The organism is Massilia sp. 2TAF26 (assembly GCF_052115005.1).
Classification (GTDB): Bacteria; Pseudomonadota; Gammaproteobacteria; order Burkholderiales; family Burkholderiaceae_D; genus Telluria.
Genome location: NZ_JBFRFV010000006.1, coordinates 1 through 17,841 on the forward strand (window position 1 = coordinate 1; position 17,841 = coordinate 17,841).

Sequence of the window (17,841 nt, forward strand, 5' to 3'; positions counted from 1 at the left end):
CGTCCGGGGTAGCCAGGCTTGCCGCCGTTAACAAGCCGAACAGTTGATCGAAGGTCGGGCCCGGCATCGTCACTCCACATGAGTTAACTCGACAATGCGTATGACCTGCGCAACCCGTTTCAGTTCACATAATTAACGCGCACACAGCCTTTTTGTGCTTGCGTACGGGCATGCACTGTCGAGAGGATTGACAGTTGGTCAGGCTTGTGGAGCGACTGCGTCGCCAAGTCATTGAAAATAAAAATGTATCGATAGCTGGTATTGAACTTGCTTTCCCCTGTCTGATACCAATCGATCGTGGCCGACGGAACTGCTGACCCAGCAGCGCTGTCCAATCCGTTATCGACAACCGGGGAGGGCAGCGCATGGCTATACGGGTAGGCGAGCTGGTCGAGCGCTTCGGTGGACAGCTCGAAGGCGATCCCGGCGTCGAAGTGTCGACGATCGCTCCGCTGGAGCGCGCCGGCCCTGGCGAGATCAGCTTCCTTGGCAACAGCAGGATGCGCCCGCTCGCGGCTCACAGCAGGGCCGCGGCGCTGATCCTCTCGCCGGCGGACGTGCCGGGGGTGGCGGCCACCTTCGAAGGCGCCCGCATCGTCACGGCCAATCCGTACGCCTTTTTCGCGCGCGCCGCGCAGTACCTGCTGCCGCGCGCCGTGCCCGGGCCGGGCATCCATCCGACGGCGGCCGTGCACGGAAGCGCGCGCATCGACCCAGCGGCCCATGTCGGCGCCCACGTCACGGTAGAGGCGAATGCGGTGGTCAAGGCCGGTGCGGTCATCGATGCCGGCTGCTATATCGGCCCCGAGGCGGTGGTCGGCGAATACACCCATTTCTTCGCCAACGTCACCTTCCACGCCCGCTGCGTCATCGGCGCGCGCGGCATCCTGCATTCCGGCGCCGTGATCGGCGGCGACGGTTTTGGCTTCGCCATGGAGGACGGGGTCTACATCAAGATCCCGCAGATCGGGCGGGTGGTGATCGGGGACGACGTCGACATCGGCTGTAACACCAGCGTCGACCGCGGCGCCCTCGACGACACCATCATCGAGGATGGCGTCAAGCTCGACAACCAGATCCAGATCGGCCACAACTGCCGCATCGGCGCCCACACGGCGATGGCGGGCTGTGTCGGCGTCGCCGGCAGCGCGCACATCGGCAGGCATTGCACCTTCGGCGGCGCGGCCATGGTCAACGGTCATATCGAGATTGCGGACCATGTCCACATCACGGCCGGCACCCTGGTGGCGAATTCGATTTCCGAGCCTGGCCGCTACACCGGCTTCTACCCGATCGCGCCGAATGCCGAGTGGGAGCGCAGCGCGGCCCTGCTGCGCAATCTGCCCGCAATGCGCGCGAAGGTCCGCGCGCTGGAGCGGGCCCTCAAGTCACTGGCGCAGGGCTAGCCGGCTGCAGTGCGCAGACCAGGTCCTCCAGCGAGGCCGGCTTGGTCAGGTGGAGGTCGAAGCCGGCGTCGCGGGCGCGTTCGATGTCGGCCTGCTGGCCATACCCGGACAAGGCCACCAGGCGCAGCGCCTTGCCGTGCTCCTGGCGCAGGGCGGCGGCGAGCTGGTAGCCGTCCATGTCGGGCAGGCCGATGTCGAGAATCGCGATTTCGGGCGGCCGGGCGCGCGCGGCGGCGAGCGCCTGCATGGCCTTGTGTGCGATGTCGACGGCGTGCCCCAGCTGCCGCAGCAGGGTGCCGGTGCCGGCGGCGGCGTCTTCGTTGTCGTCGACCAGCAGGATGCGCCAGGATTCCTGGGCGATGACCGGGGCGTCCGTTGCGAGCCTGGCCGGGGCAGCGGCGAGCGGCAGCAGCACCTCGAAGCGGCTGCCCTGGTCCGGGCCGGCGCTGGCGGCGCTGACGCTGCCGCCGTGCAGCTCGACGATCTTGCGCACGATGGCCAGTCCCAGGCCGAGACCACCGGTATGGCGCGCCAGCGGCTGGGGCGCCTGGTAGAAGGGCTCGAAGACGCGCGACAGCAGGCTGGCGTCCATGCCGATGCCGTTGTCCTCGACTCGAAGGCGGGCGTGGCCGGCGTCGTGGTCGGCCACCAGGCTGACCTGGGTGGCGGTGCTGCCGAAGCGGGCCGCGTTGGACAGCAGGTTGTTCAGGACCTGCACCAGGCGGCTGTCGTCGCCTTCGATCCAGAGCGTGTCCGGCGCCTCGAGGGTGATGGCGAGGCCGGGCAGGGCGGCGACCGTGTGGCGCACGGTATCGGCCAGGTCGAGCGGGCGCAGGTGCAGGTTCAGCTTGCCGGAAGCGATGCGCGAGACGTCGAGCAGATCGTCGACCAGGCGCTTCAGATGAGTGAGCTGGCGCCGCATGATGGCGCGCTCGCGCCGCGCACCGGGTTCGTCGCGCATGTCCATCAGGTCGAGCGAGGCGACGATGGGGCTGAGCGGATTGCGCAGCTCGTGGCCCAGCACGGCCAGGAATTCGTCCTTGGCCTGGCCGGCGCGGCGCGCCTGCTCGAGCGCGTCTTCGAGCGAGGCCAGCAGGCGCGAGCGCTCGAGTTCGTGGCGGGCGCGCTGGTGTCCTGCGGCTTCGAGAGCGCGGCCCATGCGGCCCAGTTCGCGGATGCGCGAATGCGGTACGCTGAAGGGACGTCCGGCGCCGACCGCAGCCGCGGCCCGGCGCAAATGATTGAAAGCGGCGACGATGCGCCATGACAGCCAATAGGCGAGGGCGATGCAGATCGCCAGTGAGATGCCGACGCCGGCCGCGTAGGTGCCCATGCCTTGCAGGAAGGCGGTACGCGGGCCGGCGGCCGGGCTGTTGACCACCACGGTCCAGCCGTAGCGCGACAGGCTGCTGTAGGCGGTGGTGACGGGGTCGCCTTCCTTGGTGTGGGTGGCGCCGGCGCCTTCCGGGCCCTGCCGGCGCATCAGGTCCTGCAGGCCGGGCGTGATCTGCTGGGTGACGAACAGGTCCTGGTTCCTGGAGCGGGCCACGATGCGGCCGTAGGCGTCGATCGCGCCGATCACGGAATCCGAGGGCGCGCGCTGGCGCTCGAACACGTGCACGATGCGGTCCGGGCGGATCACGGCGCTCAGCACATAGCCGTGGCCGCGGTTGTCGCTGACGGGGATCCGCACCGGGACGGCGGCGCGGCCGCCCTTGCCGCGCACGATGCCGCCGACCACGGGGCGGTGTAGGCTGAGTGCCAGGCGCAGGCTGCGCGGATCGGCGGCTTCGCCGGCCGGCGAGCCGAAGGGCATGGTGGTACGGAATATGGTTTGGCCCGTGTCGTCGGCCAGGAAGACACCCAGCCACTCCGGCTGGGACTGGGCATACGCGCGCGCCACCTCATAGAAGCCGCGCAGGTCGCCCTCCATCAGGGCCGGGACGCGGGCCAGGGTCGACAGCGAGGCGACGGTCGAATCGAGTTCGGCGTCGACGGCGCTGGACAGGGCGCGGGACAGGTCCAGCATCGCACGCTCCTGCTCGCGCTGGCGGTATTCGCTGGCCACGTGGATGCTCCAGATGCCGAGCAGCGCGAGGGGCAGCAGCCCGATCGCGGTCAGGAGGATCAGCAGGTGGCGGAGCGGCAGCGAGCGGCCGCGGTGAGCGTGCATGGTGGCCCGAGGGTTAGGCGGTGGGAAAAAGCTTCGGTCAAAAAAAAGCGCTCCGGTCCGGAGCGCTTTTTCGGTCGCAAGACCCGATTACTGGATCTTGGCTTTCTTCATCAGCTCTTCGCGGAAGGCTGCCAGCTTACGCTGCTGCAGCTGTTCTCCGACCTGCTGCTTGACTTCTTCCAGCGGCGGGATCTTGGCCGCGCGGGTGTCTTCCAGCTTGATGACGTGGTAGCCGAACTGGGTCTTGACCGGGGTTTCGGTGATCTGGCCCTTGCCCAGCGAGGTCATGGCCTTCGAGAACTCAGGCACGAAGTTGGCCGGGCTTGCCCAGTCCAGGTCGCCGCCGTTCTGTGCCGAACCCGGATCCTTCGACTGCTTGGCCAGGTCTTCGAACTTGGCGCCGCCCTTCAGCTTGGCGATGATGGCCTTGGCTTCGTCTTCGGTGCCGACCAGGATGTGGCGGGCGTGGTATTCCTTGTCGCCGACCTGGCCCTTGAACTTGTCGTACTCCGCCTTGATTTCGGCGTCGGTGACCGGATGCTTCTTGATGTAGTCGGCCAGCATCGCATTGATGATGATGCTCTGGCGGGCATTCTCGATCTGGTTCTTGACTTCCGGACGGGTGCCGATGCCTTGCTTGTCGGCTTCCTGGATCAGGACTTCGCGGCCGATCAGGTCGCGCTTGATCGCCTCGCGCAGTTGCGGCGAATCGGTGGCCTTGCCCTGGGCAACAACTTGCTTGACGACCTGGTCGACCTTGGCCGCGGGGATGGGCTTGCCATTGACGGTCGCGACGTTTTGTGCGAACGACGGCAGGACTACCATCGCGGTCATGGCTAACAACAGGCGGGCTGGCTTGACAATCATTTATTCGATCCTATTCAAATACGAAAAGTCGCGAGGCGACGAAAACCGGCGGCACGGGGGCCGCCGGTGATGCTACATCTTACTGCACCTTTGCCTTTTTGACCATTTCCTCTTGGTACGAGGCCAGCTTCTGCTGGGTCAGGGCGTCGGCGATCTGCGGCTTGACTTCATCCAGGCTCGGCAGCTTGGCCGGGCGGACGTCGTCCAGCTTGATCACGTGGTAGCCGACCTGGGTCTTGACCGGCTTCTCGGTGATCTGGCCTTTGCTCAGGCCGGTGAAGCCGGCGGCGAATTCAGGCGGGAAGGAGGACGGGCTGGCCCAATCCAGGTCGCCGCCGTTGTTGGCGGTGCCGGTGTCTTTCGACTGCTTGGCCAGGTCTTCGAACTTGGCGCCGCTCTTCAGCTTGGCGATGATGGCGTTGGCGTCGGCTTCGTTGTCCACCAGGATGTGGCGCACGTGGTATTCCTTGTCGCCGGTCTGTTTGGTGAAGCGGTCGTACTCTGCCTTGATCTCGGCGTCGGTAACCGGATGCTTGGCGATGTAGTCGCGTGCCAGGGCGGTGATCACGATGGTCTGGCGGGCGTTCTCCAGCGCCTGCTTCACATCTGCGTTCTTGTCGTAGCCCTGCTTGATCGCTTCCTGCATCATCACCTCGCGGGCGATCAGGTCCTTCTTGATCGCTTCACGCAGTTGCGGCGAATCGGTTGCCTGGCCCTGGGCGACGACCTGCTTGACCATCTGGTCGGCGCGCGAGGACGGGATCGCCTTGCCGTTGACGACGGCGAGGTTCTGGGCGAACGAGGGCGAGGTGGCAAACGATGCGGCGATAGCGATCAGGGCTAACAGCAGCCGTGCTGGCTTAAAAGTCATGGTGGTTCCTGTGAGGGGGTTGCTTGGACGAGATTGGATTAGTTCTTGTAATACGTAGCAGATTTTCGAACAGATTACTTAAGACTTCCTGAAGGCTCAGGCTATCGACAATTCCGATGGTGCAAGGGCGGTGATCGCCAGTGCGTGAATGTCGGTATGCATCATGCCTTGCACGGCATCATACACCAGCCGATGGCGCATGACGAGCCTCTGGCCCTCGAAGCGATCGGAAACGATTCGGACGCTGTAATGGCCCCCGCCGGAGGCCGCGCCGGCATGGCCGGCGTGCAGGTGCGAATCGTCGCCGACCTCGAGCTGGGAAGGCTGCAGGGCGGCCTGCAGCAGGGAGCGGATGCGCTCGACGCGCTCGTTGCTTGCGCTTGGAATGTTCATGCGTCCTCCTGTTCCTGAATGTGCTTCGACAGCATCAGGGTCTGGATGACGATGAAGGCGAAGAAGATGCCGGTCACGCCGAACAGCTTGAAGCTGACCCAGGCGCCGGTATTGTCCTTGAAGACGATGAAGGCCATGACCAGGTTCAGCACGCCCACCAGTGCGAAGAAGGTCATCCAGGCATAGCCGACCTTGGCCCACACGGGTTCGGGCAGCTTGATTTGCGCTTCCATCACCTTGCGCACCAGGTTGTTGCGGAACCCGACCTGGGCCACGAACAGGGCCAGGGCGAACACCCAGTACAGTATTGTCGGCTTCCACTTGATGAAGTTCTCGTCGTGGAAGTAGATGGTGGCGCCGCCGGTCACGGCGATCACGCCCAGCGACAGCCACAGCATGCCGTCGACCTTGCGGCCGCGCGCCAGCAGATACAGGATCTGCAGCACGGTGGCGACGATGCCGACCGCGGTGGCCAGCATGATCGGCGACTGCGCCGGGGTGACGTTGCCGCCGGCGATCAGGCCGCCCATGTACTGGACCGCCAGGGCGTGGGCCGCCTCCTGGTGGCCGTCGGCGAACTTGAAGACGACGAAGAAGAGAATGACCGGGAACAGGTCGAACAGGAATTTCATGCGTGTGCGCGTACCTAGTGTGAAAACCGTGATTATGCCGCTTCGAAGCGCAGTGCGGCCGAATTGATGCAGTAGCGCAGGCCGGTCGGCGGCGGACCGTCTTCGAACACGTGGCCCAGGTGGGCGTCGCAGACGGCGCAGATGATCTCCGTGCGCACCATGCCATGGCTGCGGTCGACCTTCTCGATCACCTTGTCCGGGTCGATGGCGCGGAAGTAGCTGGGCCAGCCGCAGCCGGACTCGAACTTGGCGTCGGACTCGAACAGCGGGGTATTGCAGCAGACGCAGTGGTAGATGCCGTGTTCGTGGTGGTCCCAGTATTTGCCGGTGAAGGCGCGCTCGGTGGCCGCGTGGCGGGTCACCTGGTATTCCATCGGGTCGAGCTGGGCGCGCCACTCGGCGTCGGTCTTGGTCAGTTTTTCGGTCATGATGATTGTCTTGATGCTTGATGCTTGATGATTGGGTCAGGAGGAGCAGCTCACCTCGAGGTGGGATGCCCAGTCCGGCGGCAGGGCCGCATAGTGTTCGCTCTCCGGCTGCTCGTCGAAGGGATGTTCCAGCACGGCGAGCAGCTTGCGGACTTCGGAAAAATCGCCATTCTGCGCCTTTTCGATCGCGGTCTGGGCCAGATAGTTGCGCAGGATGTATTTGGGATTGACGCGCTGCATGGCCTCGCGGCGCACGGCATCGACGCTGGCTTCCTGGCGCAGGCGGGCGCGGTAGTCCACCGCCCAGGCATCGAAGCCGGGACGGTCGAGGAAGAGGTCGCGCAGCGGCGCATCAGCCTCGGCGCGGTCGCCGTCGAGCACGTCGACACGCAGCTCGCCCAGGCGGCGGAAGAACAAGGTGAAGTCGACGCGGTTCTCGTGCATCAGCTTGAACATCGCATCGGCCAGGGCGCGGTCGGCTACCCGCATGTCATTTTCCTGCGTCGTGACCAGGCCCAGTTTCGCGTGCACCAGTTCGTCGAACTTGTCGCCATAGGCGTCGACATAGACGTCCAGCGCGGCCTCGGCGGCCTCCTTGTCCTGGATCAGCGGCAGCAGGGCATTCGCCAGTGCATAGCAGTTCCAGTGGCCGACCGGCACCTGGTTCGAGTAGGAATAGCGGCCGCCCTGGTCGGTGTGGTTGCAGATGTGGTCGACGTCGAAGGCTTCCATGAAGCCGAAGGGGCCGTAATCCAGGGTGATGCCGAGGATGGACATATTGTCCGTGTTCATGACCCCATGCATGAAGCCGACCGCCTGCCAGTGCGCGATCATGCGCGCGGTGCGGCGCGTGACTTCGGCCAGCAATTCCAGATAGGGGTTCTCCGTGTTCTGCAGTTCCGGATAGAAGTCGCGGATCACGTAGTCGGCCAGGATGCGCAGCTCTTCCTGCTTGCCGCGGTAGTGCCAGTGCTCGAAGGAGCCGAAACGCACGAAGCTCGGCGCCATGCGGGTGGCGACGGCGGCGGTCTCGATGGTTTCGCGCACCACCTGCTGGTGCGAACCGGTCAGCATCAGGGCGCGCGTGGTCGGGATGCCGAGGGCGGCCATGGCTTCCGAGCAGAGGAATTCGCGGATCGAGGAACGCAGCACGGCGCGGCCGTCGCCCATGCGCGAGTAGGGCGTCAGGCCGGCACCCTTCAGTTGCAGTTCCATCGGACCTGCGGGGCCGTTAAGCTGGCCCAGCAGGATGGCGCGGCCGTCGCCCAGTTGCCCGGCCCAGTGGCCGAACTGGTGGCCGGAGTAGACGGCGGACAGCGGCTGGGAACGCGGCGGTACGTGGTTGCCGCTGAAGACCGCGACGAAATCTTCCTGGGCGAGAAGCGCCGGGTCGAGCCCGGCCAGCGCCGCGGCCCTGCTGCTGGCCGCAACGAAATAGGGCGCAGGCAGGGGCGTCGGCATCAGCCGCGTGTAGAACGCGGGCGGCAATTCAGCAAAGGAATTGTCAAATGGCAGGTCGTCAGCGGTAATGGCGTTTCCTTCTTGGTCGGGCGTTCAGGTCGTGTTGCCGGGATTCTAACCCAGACGGCGGGATGACAGGGCACGCTTGTGTGCAGCCCACCCGCCTTACATTCAGTAAGGGGTCGACCCAGCCGCTCTGATGCGTCGCAGCATCGAAAACCGTTGACGCTTTCCGCAAGGCCGTCCCACACTCGGCCGCAACGACCACAGGAGGCCCGATGCAGTCCTATCCACAGAGCCCCGTCACGGGGCAGATGATGAGCCAGCCGCTCTCGATTTCCAGCATCATCCAGTTCGCCGCGCGGCACTACGGCGGCAGCGAAATCGTCTCGCGGCGCGTCGAGCCCGACCTCACGGACCTGCACCGCTACAGCTACCGCGACTGCGAACTGCGGGCCCGCCGCCTGGCGCGGGCGCTGGTGGAGCGCGGCATCGCGATGGGCGAGCGGGTCGGCACCCTGGCCTGGAACGGCTACCGCCACCTCGAACTCTATTACGCGGTGTCGGGTACCGGCGCGGTCCTGCACACCATCAATCCGCGCCTGCATCCGGAGCAGATCGCGTATATCGTCAACCATGCGGAAGACCAGCTGCTGTTCTTCGACCTGACTTTCCTGCCGCTGGTCGAGGCGATCGCGCCGCACTGCGCGAGCGTGAAAGCCTTCGTGCTGATGAGCGATCGCGCCCACATGCCGCTTGAAACGCGCATCCCGAACCTGCTCTGCTACGAGGAACTGATCGAGGCCGCGTCAAGCGACTACAGCTGGCCCCTGTTCGACGAAAACGCCGCCGCCGCCCTGTGCTACACCTCGGGCACGACCGGCAATCCGAAGGGCGCGCTGTACTCGCACCGCTCGACCGTGCTGCATGCCTACGCATCGGCGATGCCGAACGTGCTGAACGTATCGGCCCGCGACACCGTGCTGCCGGTGGTGCCGATGTTCCATGTGAACGCCTGGGGCTTGCCATACTCGGTGCTGCTGTCGGGCGCGAAGTTGGTCTTCCCCGGCGCCCAGCTGGACGGCAAGTCGCTGTACGACCTGTTCGAGCGGGAGGGCGTGACCTTCTCGGCCGGCGTGCCGACCGTGTGGCTGGGCCTGATCAACTACGCGCTGCAGAACGGGCTGCGGTTCTCGACCTTCCGCCGCACCGTGATCGGCGGCTCGGCCTGCCCGCCGGCGATGATGAATACCCTGATCGACCGCTTCGACGTGCAGGTCATCCACGGCTGGGGCATGACGGAGATGTCCCCGCTCGGCACCACCGGCGGACTGCTGGTCAAGCACCTCGCGCTGCCGAAGGAGGAACAGCGCAAAATCCTGCAGAAGCAGGGTCACGCGATCTATGGCGTCGACATGAAGATTGTCGACGACGACGGCGTCGAGCTGCCCTGGGATGGCGTGCGCTTCGGCCACCTGCTGGTGAAGGGGCCGTGGATCGTCGCCAGCTACTTCCGCGACGAAGGCGGCGACGTGCTGCAGGACGGTTGGTTCCCGACCGGCGACGTCGCCACTATCGACCCGGACGGCTTCATGCAGATCACCGACCGCAGCAAGGACGTGATCAAGTCCGGCGGCGAGTGGATCGGGTCGATCGACCTGGAGAACATCGCGATGGCCCATCCGGCCGTGATGCAGGCGGCCTGCATCGGGGTCCATCATCCGAAGTGGGACGAGCGGCCGCTGCTGGTGGTGGTGCGCCGGCCCGGCGCGGAGCTGACGCGGGAAGAGCTGCTCGGCTTCTTCGAGGGGAAGATCGCGAAGTTCTGGATGCCGGACGACGTGGTGTTCACCGACAGCCTGCCGCTGGGCGGCACCGGCAAGATCCAGAAGAACCGCCTGCGCGAGCTGTACCGGGACCACCGCCTGCCCGGGACCTGAACCAACCGGGATTCAGGTGGGCGTATCGGTGTCGTCCCAGCCGGCGTCTTCGAAGCAGGTGAGCCAGTTGAGGCTGTGGTGGCGTTCCGAGACCACGCCCGGATCGACGCCTTCCGGCAGCGGCTTGCCTTCCTTCCTGGCCTGGCGCACCAGCCAGTGCAGGCGGTAGTGCAGGTCGAGGGCATCCAGGATCCCGGCCGGCGGGCGCAGCGTGAGCTTGTCGCCGGCGACGTCCTCGAGGCGTTCCAGCAGGGTGCGCGCGGTCAGCGCGGCGTCGCAGGGCTGGTCCGGCCAGGGCAGGTCGCCCAGGCCCAGCGCCCATTCCAGGGTCTTCAGGCTCTCGTAGCGCCATGAGAACCGGGCCAGATCGGCGGCATCCGGCTGTTCGACGGCCATGAAGGCGGCTTCGTCGGGGCTGAGAACCTGGCTCAGGCCCGGCAGCTTGCGCTCCAGTTCCTCCGCCGGCAGCGGATTCCCGCTCGCCAGCGATTCCGCCCTGAGCGCCACCGCCAGCAGGGCGACGGCGCGGCGTCCGGCTTCCGGTATCCCGCGCAGGCGCAATTCCGGTTCGGCGACCAGCGGCGGCAGGTGGGGCGAGGGCTGCAGGCCGCGGGCGGACAGCAGGGCTTCGGTGGCGGCCTTGCGCCGCGCTGCGGCGGCCGGGTAGGGCACGAGGGCATCCGCTTCGGCGGCGCCGTCCTTGCTCGACACCAGCACCTTCAGATGCGGGTCGCGCGGCTGGCCGTCCGGCAGTTGCAGCAGCGCGTTGGCGGCCAGCGCCCAGTCGGCGAGGGCGGCGATGGCGGCGGCATCGGTGCGCACGACGCCGAAGCTGAGCTGGTGGCGGGTGCGCTGGATATGGCGCATGACGTGGTAGCGGATGCTGCTCATCTTGCCGCCGCCCAGCGACTGCAGGTAGTGCAGGAAGCCGCCGAGTTCGCTGCGCAGCTCCGGATCGCCGCTGTCGCGTCGTCCGTGCAGGCGGTGCGGGAAGGGAGGCGGCGGCACCTCGTTCAGGGTGCAGTAGGCATTGACCAGCAGCTCGTCCTGGATGGCGGCGGCCTGGCGCGGTGCGAAGAGTTGTTTCAGCTGTTTGAACATCGTTGGGCTTCGGTAAGGCATTCGGGACGCCGCATTGTCCTCCATTCTTTCCTGCTTGACCACAGCTTGAGCCGGTGCTACTGTACTATCTGTCCTAGTACAGTGAGGCTCCTATGAATCGGCGTGCTCCCCTGATGCTGCAGATCGTCACCGGCGATCCGCGGCCCATCATCCGCCAGATCACCGACGGCATCAAACGCCTGGTGGCCGGCGGCGAGCTGCTTCCCGGCGACGCCCTGCCCAGCGTGCGCGGCCTGGCCCAGCAGCTCTCCATCAACCCGAACACGGTGGCCAAGGCCTATGCCGAGCTGACGGCCGAGGGCTGGCTGCTGTCGCGCGCCGGCCTGGGGCTTTACGTGGCCGAGCAGCGCCAGCGCCTGTCGGACGCCGAGCGTGCACGCCGCCTCGACGAGGCGGTCGACCGTTTCGTCGGCGACGTCATCGGCCTCGACTATCCGGCCGACACCATCCTCGACCGCGTGGCGGGCGAGCTTTCTCAATACGAAAACAAGAAATCGGCATGAACGACCATCCAAGCGAATTCGTCATCGACACCGAAGACCTGTGCCTGCAATACAGGGGCAAGCTGGCGCTGGACCGGCTCAGCCTGCGCCTGCCGCGCGGCGGCATCCATGCCTTCGTCGGCGCCAACGGGGCCGGCAAATCCTCGCTGTTCCGCGTGCTGCTGGGCTTCGAACCCCTGACTTCCGGTTCGGCGCGCGTGCTGGGCCACGACTGCGGCCGGCTCACGCCGGAACTGCGCGGCCGCATCGGCTTCGTTAACGAAGAGCACACGCTGCCCGGCTGGATGCGGGTGCGCGACCTGATGCGCATGCAGCAGCGCCACTACGAACAGGACGGGCGGCAGCGCTGGAACGGCGCGCGCTTCGACGAGGTGCTGTCCCACTTCAATGTGCTGCCCGCGCAGCGGGTCGGCGAACTCTCGCGCGGCGAACGCGCCGGCCTGAACCTGGCGCTGGCGCTGGCCCAGGGCCCGGAACTGCTGATCCTCGACGAGCCGACCCTGGGCCTGGACGTGGTCGCCAAGCGCGCCTTCCTGGACGCGATGCTCCAGACCAGCATCGACGACGGCTCGACCATCGTCTACTGCTCGCACCAGATGGACGAGATCGAACGCGTGGCCGACAACCTGGTGATCCTCGAACGCGGCAGCCTGCGCACCATGAGCGGGCCGGACGACTTCTGCGAACGGGTGCAGCTGTGGGTGGCGGAGTTCCCCTTCAAGGCGCCCGAGGTGCGCGAGATGCCGGGCGTGCTGCAGGTGCAGCAGCTCGACGGCCTGACCCACATCGTCACTTTCGACCAGCAGGACGGCGCCGCTTTCGAGGCCCGCCTCAAGCTGCTGGGCGCGCGCCGCGTGCAGGCCATGGCGCTGGGCCTGGACCGCGCCGTCAACGCCTTCCTCTCCCATGGACATGCCGGCGCCCGCCGCGCCGCTTAAGGTTAAGGAATACAGCAAATGATCGAACTGTTCTTGTCCGAGCTGCGGCGCTTCCGGAATGCCGCCGCCATCTACTTTGCCGCCAGCCTGGTGCTGGTCACGGTGCTGAACCAGCCCGTCGACATCGCCAACGGCATGAAAGAGCTGCATGCCATGGTGCTCCTGCTGTATGCGCTGTCCGGACTGGGCTTCGGCCTCTACCAGTTCGGCAGCTACCGCCAGCCGAGCCGCTGGATCTGGCTGCAGCACCGGCCGCTGCACCGCGGCCGCATCCTGGCGGGCATCGCACTCGCCTCCGTGCTGCTGATCGCGCTGGCGGTGGCGCTGCCCCTCTTCATCGTGCTGGGTCTGCAGGAACGGCTTACCCAGCGGGTGGTCGACGTCCGCCATTATGCCGGCGTGATCTACCTGGTCCTGTCGACGGTATCCGCCTGGCTGGCCGGCGCCTACATCATGCTGCACCGCAGCCGCTGGGCCTTCGTGATCCTGGTGCTGCCCATCCTGCTCACCGTGCACCTGGCCGGCTACGCGACCGTCCTGGCGCTGGCGCTGGCCTGCGATGCGGTGCTGCTGTTCCTGGTCTATACCGTGTTCCGGCCGAACCGCTATACCGGCGACGATGCGGTCGCCACCGTCGCTTCGGCGGTGCCGCTGCAGCTGAGCTTCTATATTGCCCTGCTGTGGGGCGGTTCGATGCTGTTCCAGGTCGGCCAGATGATGGCGGGCGTGCATCCATTGTCGGGCGGGCAGGCGCTGGCCGGCGGCCTGGTGGAGGCGCAGCGCTTTACGCCGCGCGAGGCCGTGCAGGCGGGGCTGGCAGGCGCGGCCGACCCGCGCGCGGCCGGCTGGCGGGCAGGCCTGGCCGCGGGCGAGGCCGCCAGGGTCGGCCCGGAGGTGCGCGAGTATGCGGCGCGAAATCTCGTCTCGAACCGCGGCCGGCCGGAATTCCGCGACGATCGCCAGCATGCCTGGACCTTCAGCCACGACCGCATGATCTACCGCGGCCACCACCTGCGCCTCGGTACGCCTGCCGGCTCGTATGGCGCCGGCGGCATCGGCGACGTCACCCCTTTCGATTCGCAGCCGGTGCTGATCGGGGACAACCAGCGCAACGGCTACCTGGTCAATGCTCACGATCTGTATGAAATCCGCAAGGGCACGCTGGGCCTGCGGCACCGGATGCACGTCGAAGGCGCCGAGCAACTGGGCGCCGGCGTCGCCGTGCTGGGCCGACGCACCGCCGTGCTGACCAACCGCCGCGTGCTGCTGTTGCAGGACAGCGGCGGCCAGCCGGCCCCGGTCGCGGTCGTCCCGCTGCCTGTGCCCTTCGGCGACATCGAGCGGGTCGACGCGGCCCCGGTGGCGGACGGCACCCTGGTCAGCGTCATCGCCGGCGAGCGGCGCAACCATGGCGTCGACGCCGCTCCCCAGGTCACCTATCTGGTGGATGCGGGCGGCCGGGTAACGGAAGTCGCGCGGCGCGAGCTGGCCCATGACTTCCCGGCACTGTTCGAGCACAAGGACTGGTGGATCTCGCCGCTGCTGCAGGCGGTGGTGAGCCTGCCGGACCTGCTGATCGACAAGGGTGCGGTGCCGGACTACGGCGCCAGCCGCTTCGCGCCGCTGCTGCTCGAGCGGCCGGCCGTGGCCTGGACGGCGGCCGGCGTGCTGGCGCTGCTGTCCGCCCTGGGCGCCCTCTGGTGGACGCGCCGCGCCGCGCTCGGACCTCGGCCCCGCCTGGCCTGGTGCCTGGCCTGCCTGCTGCTGGGCCTTCCGGCGCTGCTGTCGCTGATGGTGCTGCAGCCGCGCGCCGCGCGCCAGGCGCCGGCTCGCAGCAAGGAAGCGGCGGCGCCGGCGGCGGCCTGAGACTCAGGCGGCCTGCGCCGCCGCCAGCCCGGCATCCATGTCGATGACCCGCTGCGCGCAGGGCCGCGCATTGAAGCGGGCGACGTAGTCGACGATCTCGGGCAGCGCCGGCACCAGCTGGAAGGCCGAGGTCCAGGCCAGGGCATAGCCCCACAGGATGTCGGCCGCCGAGAAGCGCTCGCCCAGCAGCCAGGGGCCGGCGCGCAGCTGTCGGGTGAGCGTGGACAGCATGGTGTCGTAGTCGCCGTAAGGGCAGGTCGAGGACGGCACCGGTTCGCGCTTCATCGCGCGGTCGACCACCGCGGGTTCGAAACAGGAGCCGTAGAAGGCCATCCAGCGCAGCCAGGCGCCGCGCTGCAGTTCGTCGACGGCCGGCGCCAGGCCGGCCTGCGGGAACAGGTCCGCCAGGTAGATCATGATGGCGGCCTGCTCGGTCACCTGCACTTCGTCCTGTCCCTGCGCGACGCGCAGGGCCGGCACCTTGCCCATCGGGTTGATGGCCAGGTAGCGCGGCGTGTGGGTCTCGTTGGTCTTCAGGTTCACGGTTTCCAGCGTGTAGGGTGCGCCCAGCTCCTCGAGCAGGATGCGGACGGCGCCGGAGCGCGAATGCGGGGCGTGGAACAGGGTGATGCTGCGGTTCATGGCGTCCTCGTGGTGAGTAAGGACGCTCAGGATAGGCTCGCATAGAATTGCCGTCTTGTAAAAACGCGAATGCTAGAATCCCGGCAGACGATCCCATGAATGGCACCCGATGACACCGCTCGCAACCGTCCAGGACCGCCCGAAAGGCGTGGTCGCGCCCGCCCAGGCGCGCAAGATGTTCCGCATGGAGCGCTATCTGCCCGCGCCCGGGCTGGCGCCGTTTCTCGACCATTTCTGGATCGTCGAATGGGACCTCGGCGACCAGCCGCCTTACGTCCAGCGCACCCTCCCGTATCCCTGCGTGCACCTGGTGTTCGACCGCGTCCGCAGCGGTATCTGGGGCGTGCCGACCGGCGCCTTCGACTACGAGCTGAAAGGCGCGGGCAAGGTTTGCGGCCTGCGCTTCCGGCCCGGCGCCTTCCGCGCACTGCTCGGCCAGCCCCTGCATACCATTACCGACCAGGTGCTGGCCCTGTCCGCGGTCTTCCCCTGGGATGAAGCCGGCACCCGGGACGCCGTGCTGGACTGCCCGGACGACGCCGGCATGGTCGCCGCCTGCGCCCGCTTGCTGGCCCCGCTGCTGCCGGCGCCCGATCCCCAGGTCGAGCGCATCGCCGCCATCCTGCGGGTGGCCGAGACCACGCCCGGCCTGACCCAGGTCGAGCAGCTGGCCGAGGCCGCCGGATCGAGCGTGCGCAGCCTGCAGCAGCTGTTCAGCGACTACGTGGGCGTGAGCCCGAAGTGGACCATCCGGCGCTTCCGCCTGCACGAAGCGGCCGACCGGCTGGCCGGCGGCGAGACCGACCTGGCCGCCCTGGCCCAGGAACTCGGCTACTTCGACCAGGCCCATTTCAGCTCGGATTTCCGCAAGCTGGTCGGCCAGCCGCCATCGCACTACCTGAAACGCGAGCGCGACAGCGCCCGGCCATCCTGATCGAACCGGCATGCTATCCGCCATCGACAGCTTCCTGATGGACGACCGCCCGCGGCCGCTGGCCGGCCTGCGCCGCGGCCTCGTGGAGTTCCTGTACTTCGGCGTCAAGGAGGCGCGCGCCTGCCTGTTCGTCGGCCTGTTCTTCGCCGCGATCTTCCTGATGCCGCGCGCCGGCCTTTGGGGAGTCCCGCGCTACGACCTGCTATTGGTGGTGGCGATCGCGATTCAGCTGTGGATGGTGAAGGTCAGGCTGGAGACCTGGGACGAGCTGAAGGCGGTCTGCCTGTTCCACGTGGTCGGCTTCGCGCTGGAAGCCTTCAAGGTGTCGGGCAGCGTCCAGTCCTGGAGCTATCCGGACTTCGGCTATACCAAGATCTTCGGCGTGCCGCTGTTCTCGGGCTTCATGTACGCGGCGGTCGGCAGCTATATCGTGCAGGCCTGGCGCCTGCTCGACCTGCGCATCCGCCACCATCCGCCTTACTGGATGGCGACCACGATTGCGATCCTGATCTATGTGAACTTCTTCACCCACCACTATATCGGCGACTACCGATGGTACCTGGCCGCCTGCGCCCTCGGCCTGTATTCGCGCACCACGGTGGTGTTCCGGCCCCTCGACCGCGACCGCCGCATGCCGCTGATGCTGGGCTTCGTGCTGACCGGCTTCTTCATCTGGATGGCCGAGAACATCGGCACCTTCTGGGGCGTGTGGCGCTATCCGAACCAGCTGGGCGCCTGGTCGGTGGTCCACATCAGCAAATGGAGTTCGTGGTCGCTGCTGGTGATCATGACCTTTACCATCGTGGCCAGCCTGAAGCATGTGAAGGCAAAGATCCATATCGCCGAGGAGTGAATTATCGTGATCCGAACGGATAAGGACGGCAAGGTCCAGGGAGCGCATCATGAAGCGATGCTGGCGCGGGAAGATGGCAGGTACGAGGATGCCTTGCGCTACCTGCTCGACGTTTACGCGCTGGTGATGGCGGACGGGCAGGACGAGTACGTGGGTCATCTCGACCTGCTCGAGTGGATATTCCTGATCGAGGTCTACCCGCCGGCGCGCGATGCCTTGAGCCGGCTGCGCGACGAGCAGGGCCGCCGCCTGCTCGCCGGCGACGTCTTCTACGGTGTCCGCCATGCCGAGTACTCGCCGCAGCCTACGCGCTTCGGGCTGGTCGCGCAGATCGGCGACATCCTCGAGGATTCGCGCGAGACCTACGAACTGTTCGTACAGTTCGATGCGCTGATGCCCGAGCATGCGCGGCGGGAGGCGTTCATGGCCTTGCCGGCGGTGGTGGAGGCGGGTGATTTTGTCCTCGGCGAGCGCTTCCTGCCGGATCCGATGGGTTTCCTGCCCTACTTGAACGAAACGGTCGGCGGCCAGCGCTTGTTCACGCCTACGCACGCTGCGCCGAGGCTCATCGCGGAGCTGTTCAACTTTGCGAAAGACCTGCGGCTGCGCGCCGCGATCCTGCATGGCCGCGGCCGCGACGCCGAGGCCCGGGCGCTGGTCGATGCCGCGTTGGCCGGCCTGGCCACCGAGGAAATGCGCGGCCTGGTCAGCCAGGACCTTGAAGCGCCGGGCGCCATCATCCGTGCCCTGACCGCGCACCAGATGGCCCAGAACGAAGCAGCAAGCCAGCATTCGTCCACTAACTGAGAACC

At 67.0% G+C, this 17,841-nt stretch carries 17 protein-coding genes; 8 read left to right on the top strand and 9 right to left on the bottom strand.

The window, feature by feature from the left end:
• Positions 1-365: 365 nt before the first annotated feature.
• Positions 366-1,406: a UDP-3-O-(3-hydroxymyristoyl)glucosamine N-acyltransferase gene (gene lpxD, locus AB4Z32_RS07910; protein WP_442121292.1), complete on the top strand. Its 1,041-nt coding sequence runs from the start codon at positions 366-368 to the stop codon at positions 1,404-1,406.
• Here lpxD and AB4Z32_RS07915 read toward each other — a convergent pair.
• From AB4Z32_RS07915 to AB4Z32_RS07945, 7 genes are all read right to left on the bottom strand, one after another.
• A complete protein-coding gene (locus tag AB4Z32_RS07915; protein ID WP_442121293.1) occupies positions 1,384-3,579 on the bottom strand; it encodes a hybrid sensor histidine kinase/response regulator in 2,196 nt (731 codons plus the stop codon). The two genes, lpxD and AB4Z32_RS07915, sit on opposite strands and share 23 nt — an antisense overlap.
• An 87-nt stretch (positions 3,580-3,666) precedes the next feature.
• Complete coding sequence (locus AB4Z32_RS07920; RefSeq protein WP_442121294.1) at positions 3,667-4,446, bottom strand: peptidylprolyl isomerase; 780 nt, start codon at positions 4,444-4,446, stop codon at positions 3,667-3,669.
• 79 nt (positions 4,447-4,525) lie between these two features.
• Positions 4,526-5,317, bottom strand: a complete 792-nt coding sequence (locus AB4Z32_RS07925; RefSeq protein ID WP_442121295.1) for a peptidylprolyl isomerase — start codon at positions 5,315-5,317, stop codon at positions 4,526-4,528.
• A gap of 96 nt (positions 5,318-5,413) precedes the next feature.
• Positions 5,414-5,710 (bottom strand): BolA family protein, encoded by a 297-nt coding sequence (locus AB4Z32_RS07930; protein ID WP_442121296.1) that lies wholly within the window; start codon positions 5,708-5,710, stop codon positions 5,414-5,416.
• Positions 5,707-6,342: a septation protein A gene (locus AB4Z32_RS07935; RefSeq protein ID WP_442121297.1), complete on the bottom strand. Its 636-nt coding sequence runs from the start codon at positions 6,340-6,342 to the stop codon at positions 5,707-5,709. Before AB4Z32_RS07935 ends, AB4Z32_RS07930 begins: the two co-directional genes overlap by 4 nt.
• Before the next feature lie 32 nt (positions 6,343-6,374).
• Positions 6,375-6,770 carry a peptide-methionine (R)-S-oxide reductase MsrB gene (gene msrB, locus AB4Z32_RS07940; RefSeq protein WP_442121298.1) on the bottom strand — a complete coding sequence of 132 codons (396 nt, stop codon included), beginning with the start codon at positions 6,768-6,770 and terminating at the stop codon, positions 6,375-6,377.
• A 36-nt stretch (positions 6,771-6,806) separates the two neighbouring features.
• Complete coding sequence (locus AB4Z32_RS07945; RefSeq protein WP_442121532.1) at positions 6,807-8,300, bottom strand: protein adenylyltransferase SelO; 1,494 nt, start codon at positions 8,298-8,300, stop codon at positions 6,807-6,809.
• Between the two features lie 209 nt (positions 8,301-8,509).
• Between AB4Z32_RS07945 and AB4Z32_RS07950 the strand changes: the two genes are divergently transcribed.
• A complete protein-coding gene (locus AB4Z32_RS07950; RefSeq protein WP_442121299.1) occupies positions 8,510-10,171 on the top strand; it encodes a 3-(methylthio)propionyl-CoA ligase in 1,662 nt (553 codons plus the stop codon).
• Positions 10,172-10,183: 12 nt separating this feature from the next.
• Here the strand turns inward: AB4Z32_RS07950 and AB4Z32_RS07955 are convergent, their stop codons facing one another.
• Positions 10,184-11,272, bottom strand: a complete 1,089-nt coding sequence (locus AB4Z32_RS07955; protein ID WP_442121300.1) for a DUF4272 domain-containing protein — start codon at positions 11,270-11,272, stop codon at positions 10,184-10,186.
• A 113-nt stretch (positions 11,273-11,385) separates the two neighbouring features.
• Here AB4Z32_RS07955 and AB4Z32_RS07960 point away from each other — a divergent pair, with 113 nt between their 5' ends.
• The 3 genes from AB4Z32_RS07960 to AB4Z32_RS07970 are packed head-to-tail and all read left to right on the top strand — an operon-like array spanning position 11,386 to position 14,600.
• Entirely contained in the window at positions 11,386-11,796 is a 411-nt protein-coding gene (locus AB4Z32_RS07960) for a GntR family transcriptional regulator (protein ID WP_442121301.1), read from the top strand.
• Entirely contained in the window at positions 11,793-12,734 is a 942-nt protein-coding gene (locus AB4Z32_RS07965) for an ABC transporter ATP-binding protein (RefSeq protein ID WP_442121302.1), read from the top strand. The genes AB4Z32_RS07960 and AB4Z32_RS07965 overlap by 4 nt, the downstream gene beginning before the upstream one ends.
• Before the next feature lie 18 nt (positions 12,735-12,752).
• Positions 12,753-14,600: a hypothetical protein gene (locus AB4Z32_RS07970; protein ID WP_442121303.1), complete on the top strand. Its 1,848-nt coding sequence runs from the start codon at positions 12,753-12,755 to the stop codon at positions 14,598-14,600.
• 3 nt (positions 14,601-14,603) lie between these two features.
• On the opposite strand, the gene AB4Z32_RS07975 is transcribed toward AB4Z32_RS07970, so the two are convergent.
• Complete coding sequence (locus AB4Z32_RS07975; RefSeq protein ID WP_442121304.1) at positions 14,604-15,242, bottom strand: glutathione S-transferase family protein; 639 nt, start codon at positions 15,240-15,242, stop codon at positions 14,604-14,606.
• A 109-nt stretch (positions 15,243-15,351) separates the two neighbouring features.
• Here AB4Z32_RS07975 and AB4Z32_RS07980 point away from each other — a divergent pair, with 109 nt between their 5' ends.
• From AB4Z32_RS07980 to AB4Z32_RS07990, 3 genes are read left to right on the top strand one after another with little or no spacing between them, the layout of a single operon-like run.
• Positions 15,352-16,176 (top strand): DUF6597 domain-containing transcriptional factor, encoded by an 825-nt coding sequence (locus AB4Z32_RS07980; protein WP_442121305.1) that lies wholly within the window; start codon positions 15,352-15,354, stop codon positions 16,174-16,176.
• Between the two features lie 37 nt (positions 16,177-16,213).
• Positions 16,214-17,029: a DUF817 domain-containing protein gene (locus tag AB4Z32_RS07985; protein ID WP_442121533.1), complete on the top strand. Its 816-nt coding sequence runs from the start codon at positions 16,214-16,216 to the stop codon at positions 17,027-17,029.
• Between the two features lie 6 nt (positions 17,030-17,035).
• Positions 17,036-17,836, top strand: coding sequence for a hypothetical protein (locus AB4Z32_RS07990; protein ID WP_442121306.1), 801 nt, complete (start codon positions 17,036-17,038; stop codon positions 17,834-17,836).
• The last annotated feature ends 5 nt before the right edge of the window (positions 17,837-17,841 follow it).

What these genes read in the sequence shown, in the direction of transcription:
- lpxD (WP_442121292.1), top strand. Translation starts at nt 366, where the DNA reads ATGGCTATACGGGTAGGCGAGCTGGTCGAGCGCTTCGGTGGACAGCTC.
- AB4Z32_RS07915 (WP_442121293.1), bottom strand. Translation starts at nt 3,579, where the DNA reads ATGCACGCTCACCGCGGCCGCTCGCTGCCGCTCCGCCACCTGCTGATC.
- AB4Z32_RS07920 (WP_442121294.1), bottom strand. Translation starts at nt 4,446, where the DNA reads ATGATTGTCAAGCCAGCCCGCCTGTTGTTAGCCATGACCGCGATGGTA.
- AB4Z32_RS07925 (WP_442121295.1), bottom strand. Translation starts at nt 5,317, where the DNA reads ATGACTTTTAAGCCAGCACGGCTGCTGTTAGCCCTGATCGCTATCGCC.
- AB4Z32_RS07930 (WP_442121296.1), bottom strand. Translation starts at nt 5,710, where the DNA reads ATGAACATTCCAAGCGCAAGCAACGAGCGCGTCGAGCGCATCCGCTCC.
- AB4Z32_RS07935 (WP_442121297.1), bottom strand. Translation starts at nt 6,342, where the DNA reads ATGAAATTCCTGTTCGACCTGTTCCCGGTCATTCTCTTCTTCGTCGTC.
- msrB (WP_442121298.1), bottom strand. Translation starts at nt 6,770, where the DNA reads ATGACCGAAAAACTGACCAAGACCGACGCCGAGTGGCGCGCCCAGCTC.
- AB4Z32_RS07950 (WP_442121299.1), top strand. Translation starts at nt 8,510, where the DNA reads ATGCAGTCCTATCCACAGAGCCCCGTCACGGGGCAGATGATGAGCCAG.
- AB4Z32_RS07955 (WP_442121300.1), bottom strand. Translation starts at nt 11,272, where the DNA reads ATGTTCAAACAGCTGAAACAACTCTTCGCACCGCGCCAGGCCGCCGCC.
- AB4Z32_RS07960 (WP_442121301.1), top strand. Translation starts at nt 11,386, where the DNA reads ATGAATCGGCGTGCTCCCCTGATGCTGCAGATCGTCACCGGCGATCCG.
- AB4Z32_RS07965 (WP_442121302.1), top strand. Translation starts at nt 11,793, where the DNA reads ATGAACGACCATCCAAGCGAATTCGTCATCGACACCGAAGACCTGTGC.
- AB4Z32_RS07970 (WP_442121303.1), top strand. Translation starts at nt 12,753, where the DNA reads ATGATCGAACTGTTCTTGTCCGAGCTGCGGCGCTTCCGGAATGCCGCC.
- AB4Z32_RS07975 (WP_442121304.1), bottom strand. Translation starts at nt 15,242, where the DNA reads ATGAACCGCAGCATCACCCTGTTCCACGCCCCGCATTCGCGCTCCGGC.
- AB4Z32_RS07980 (WP_442121305.1), top strand. Translation starts at nt 15,352, where the DNA reads ATGACACCGCTCGCAACCGTCCAGGACCGCCCGAAAGGCGTGGTCGCG.
- AB4Z32_RS07985 (WP_442121533.1), top strand. Translation starts at nt 16,214, where the DNA reads ATGGACGACCGCCCGCGGCCGCTGGCCGGCCTGCGCCGCGGCCTCGTG.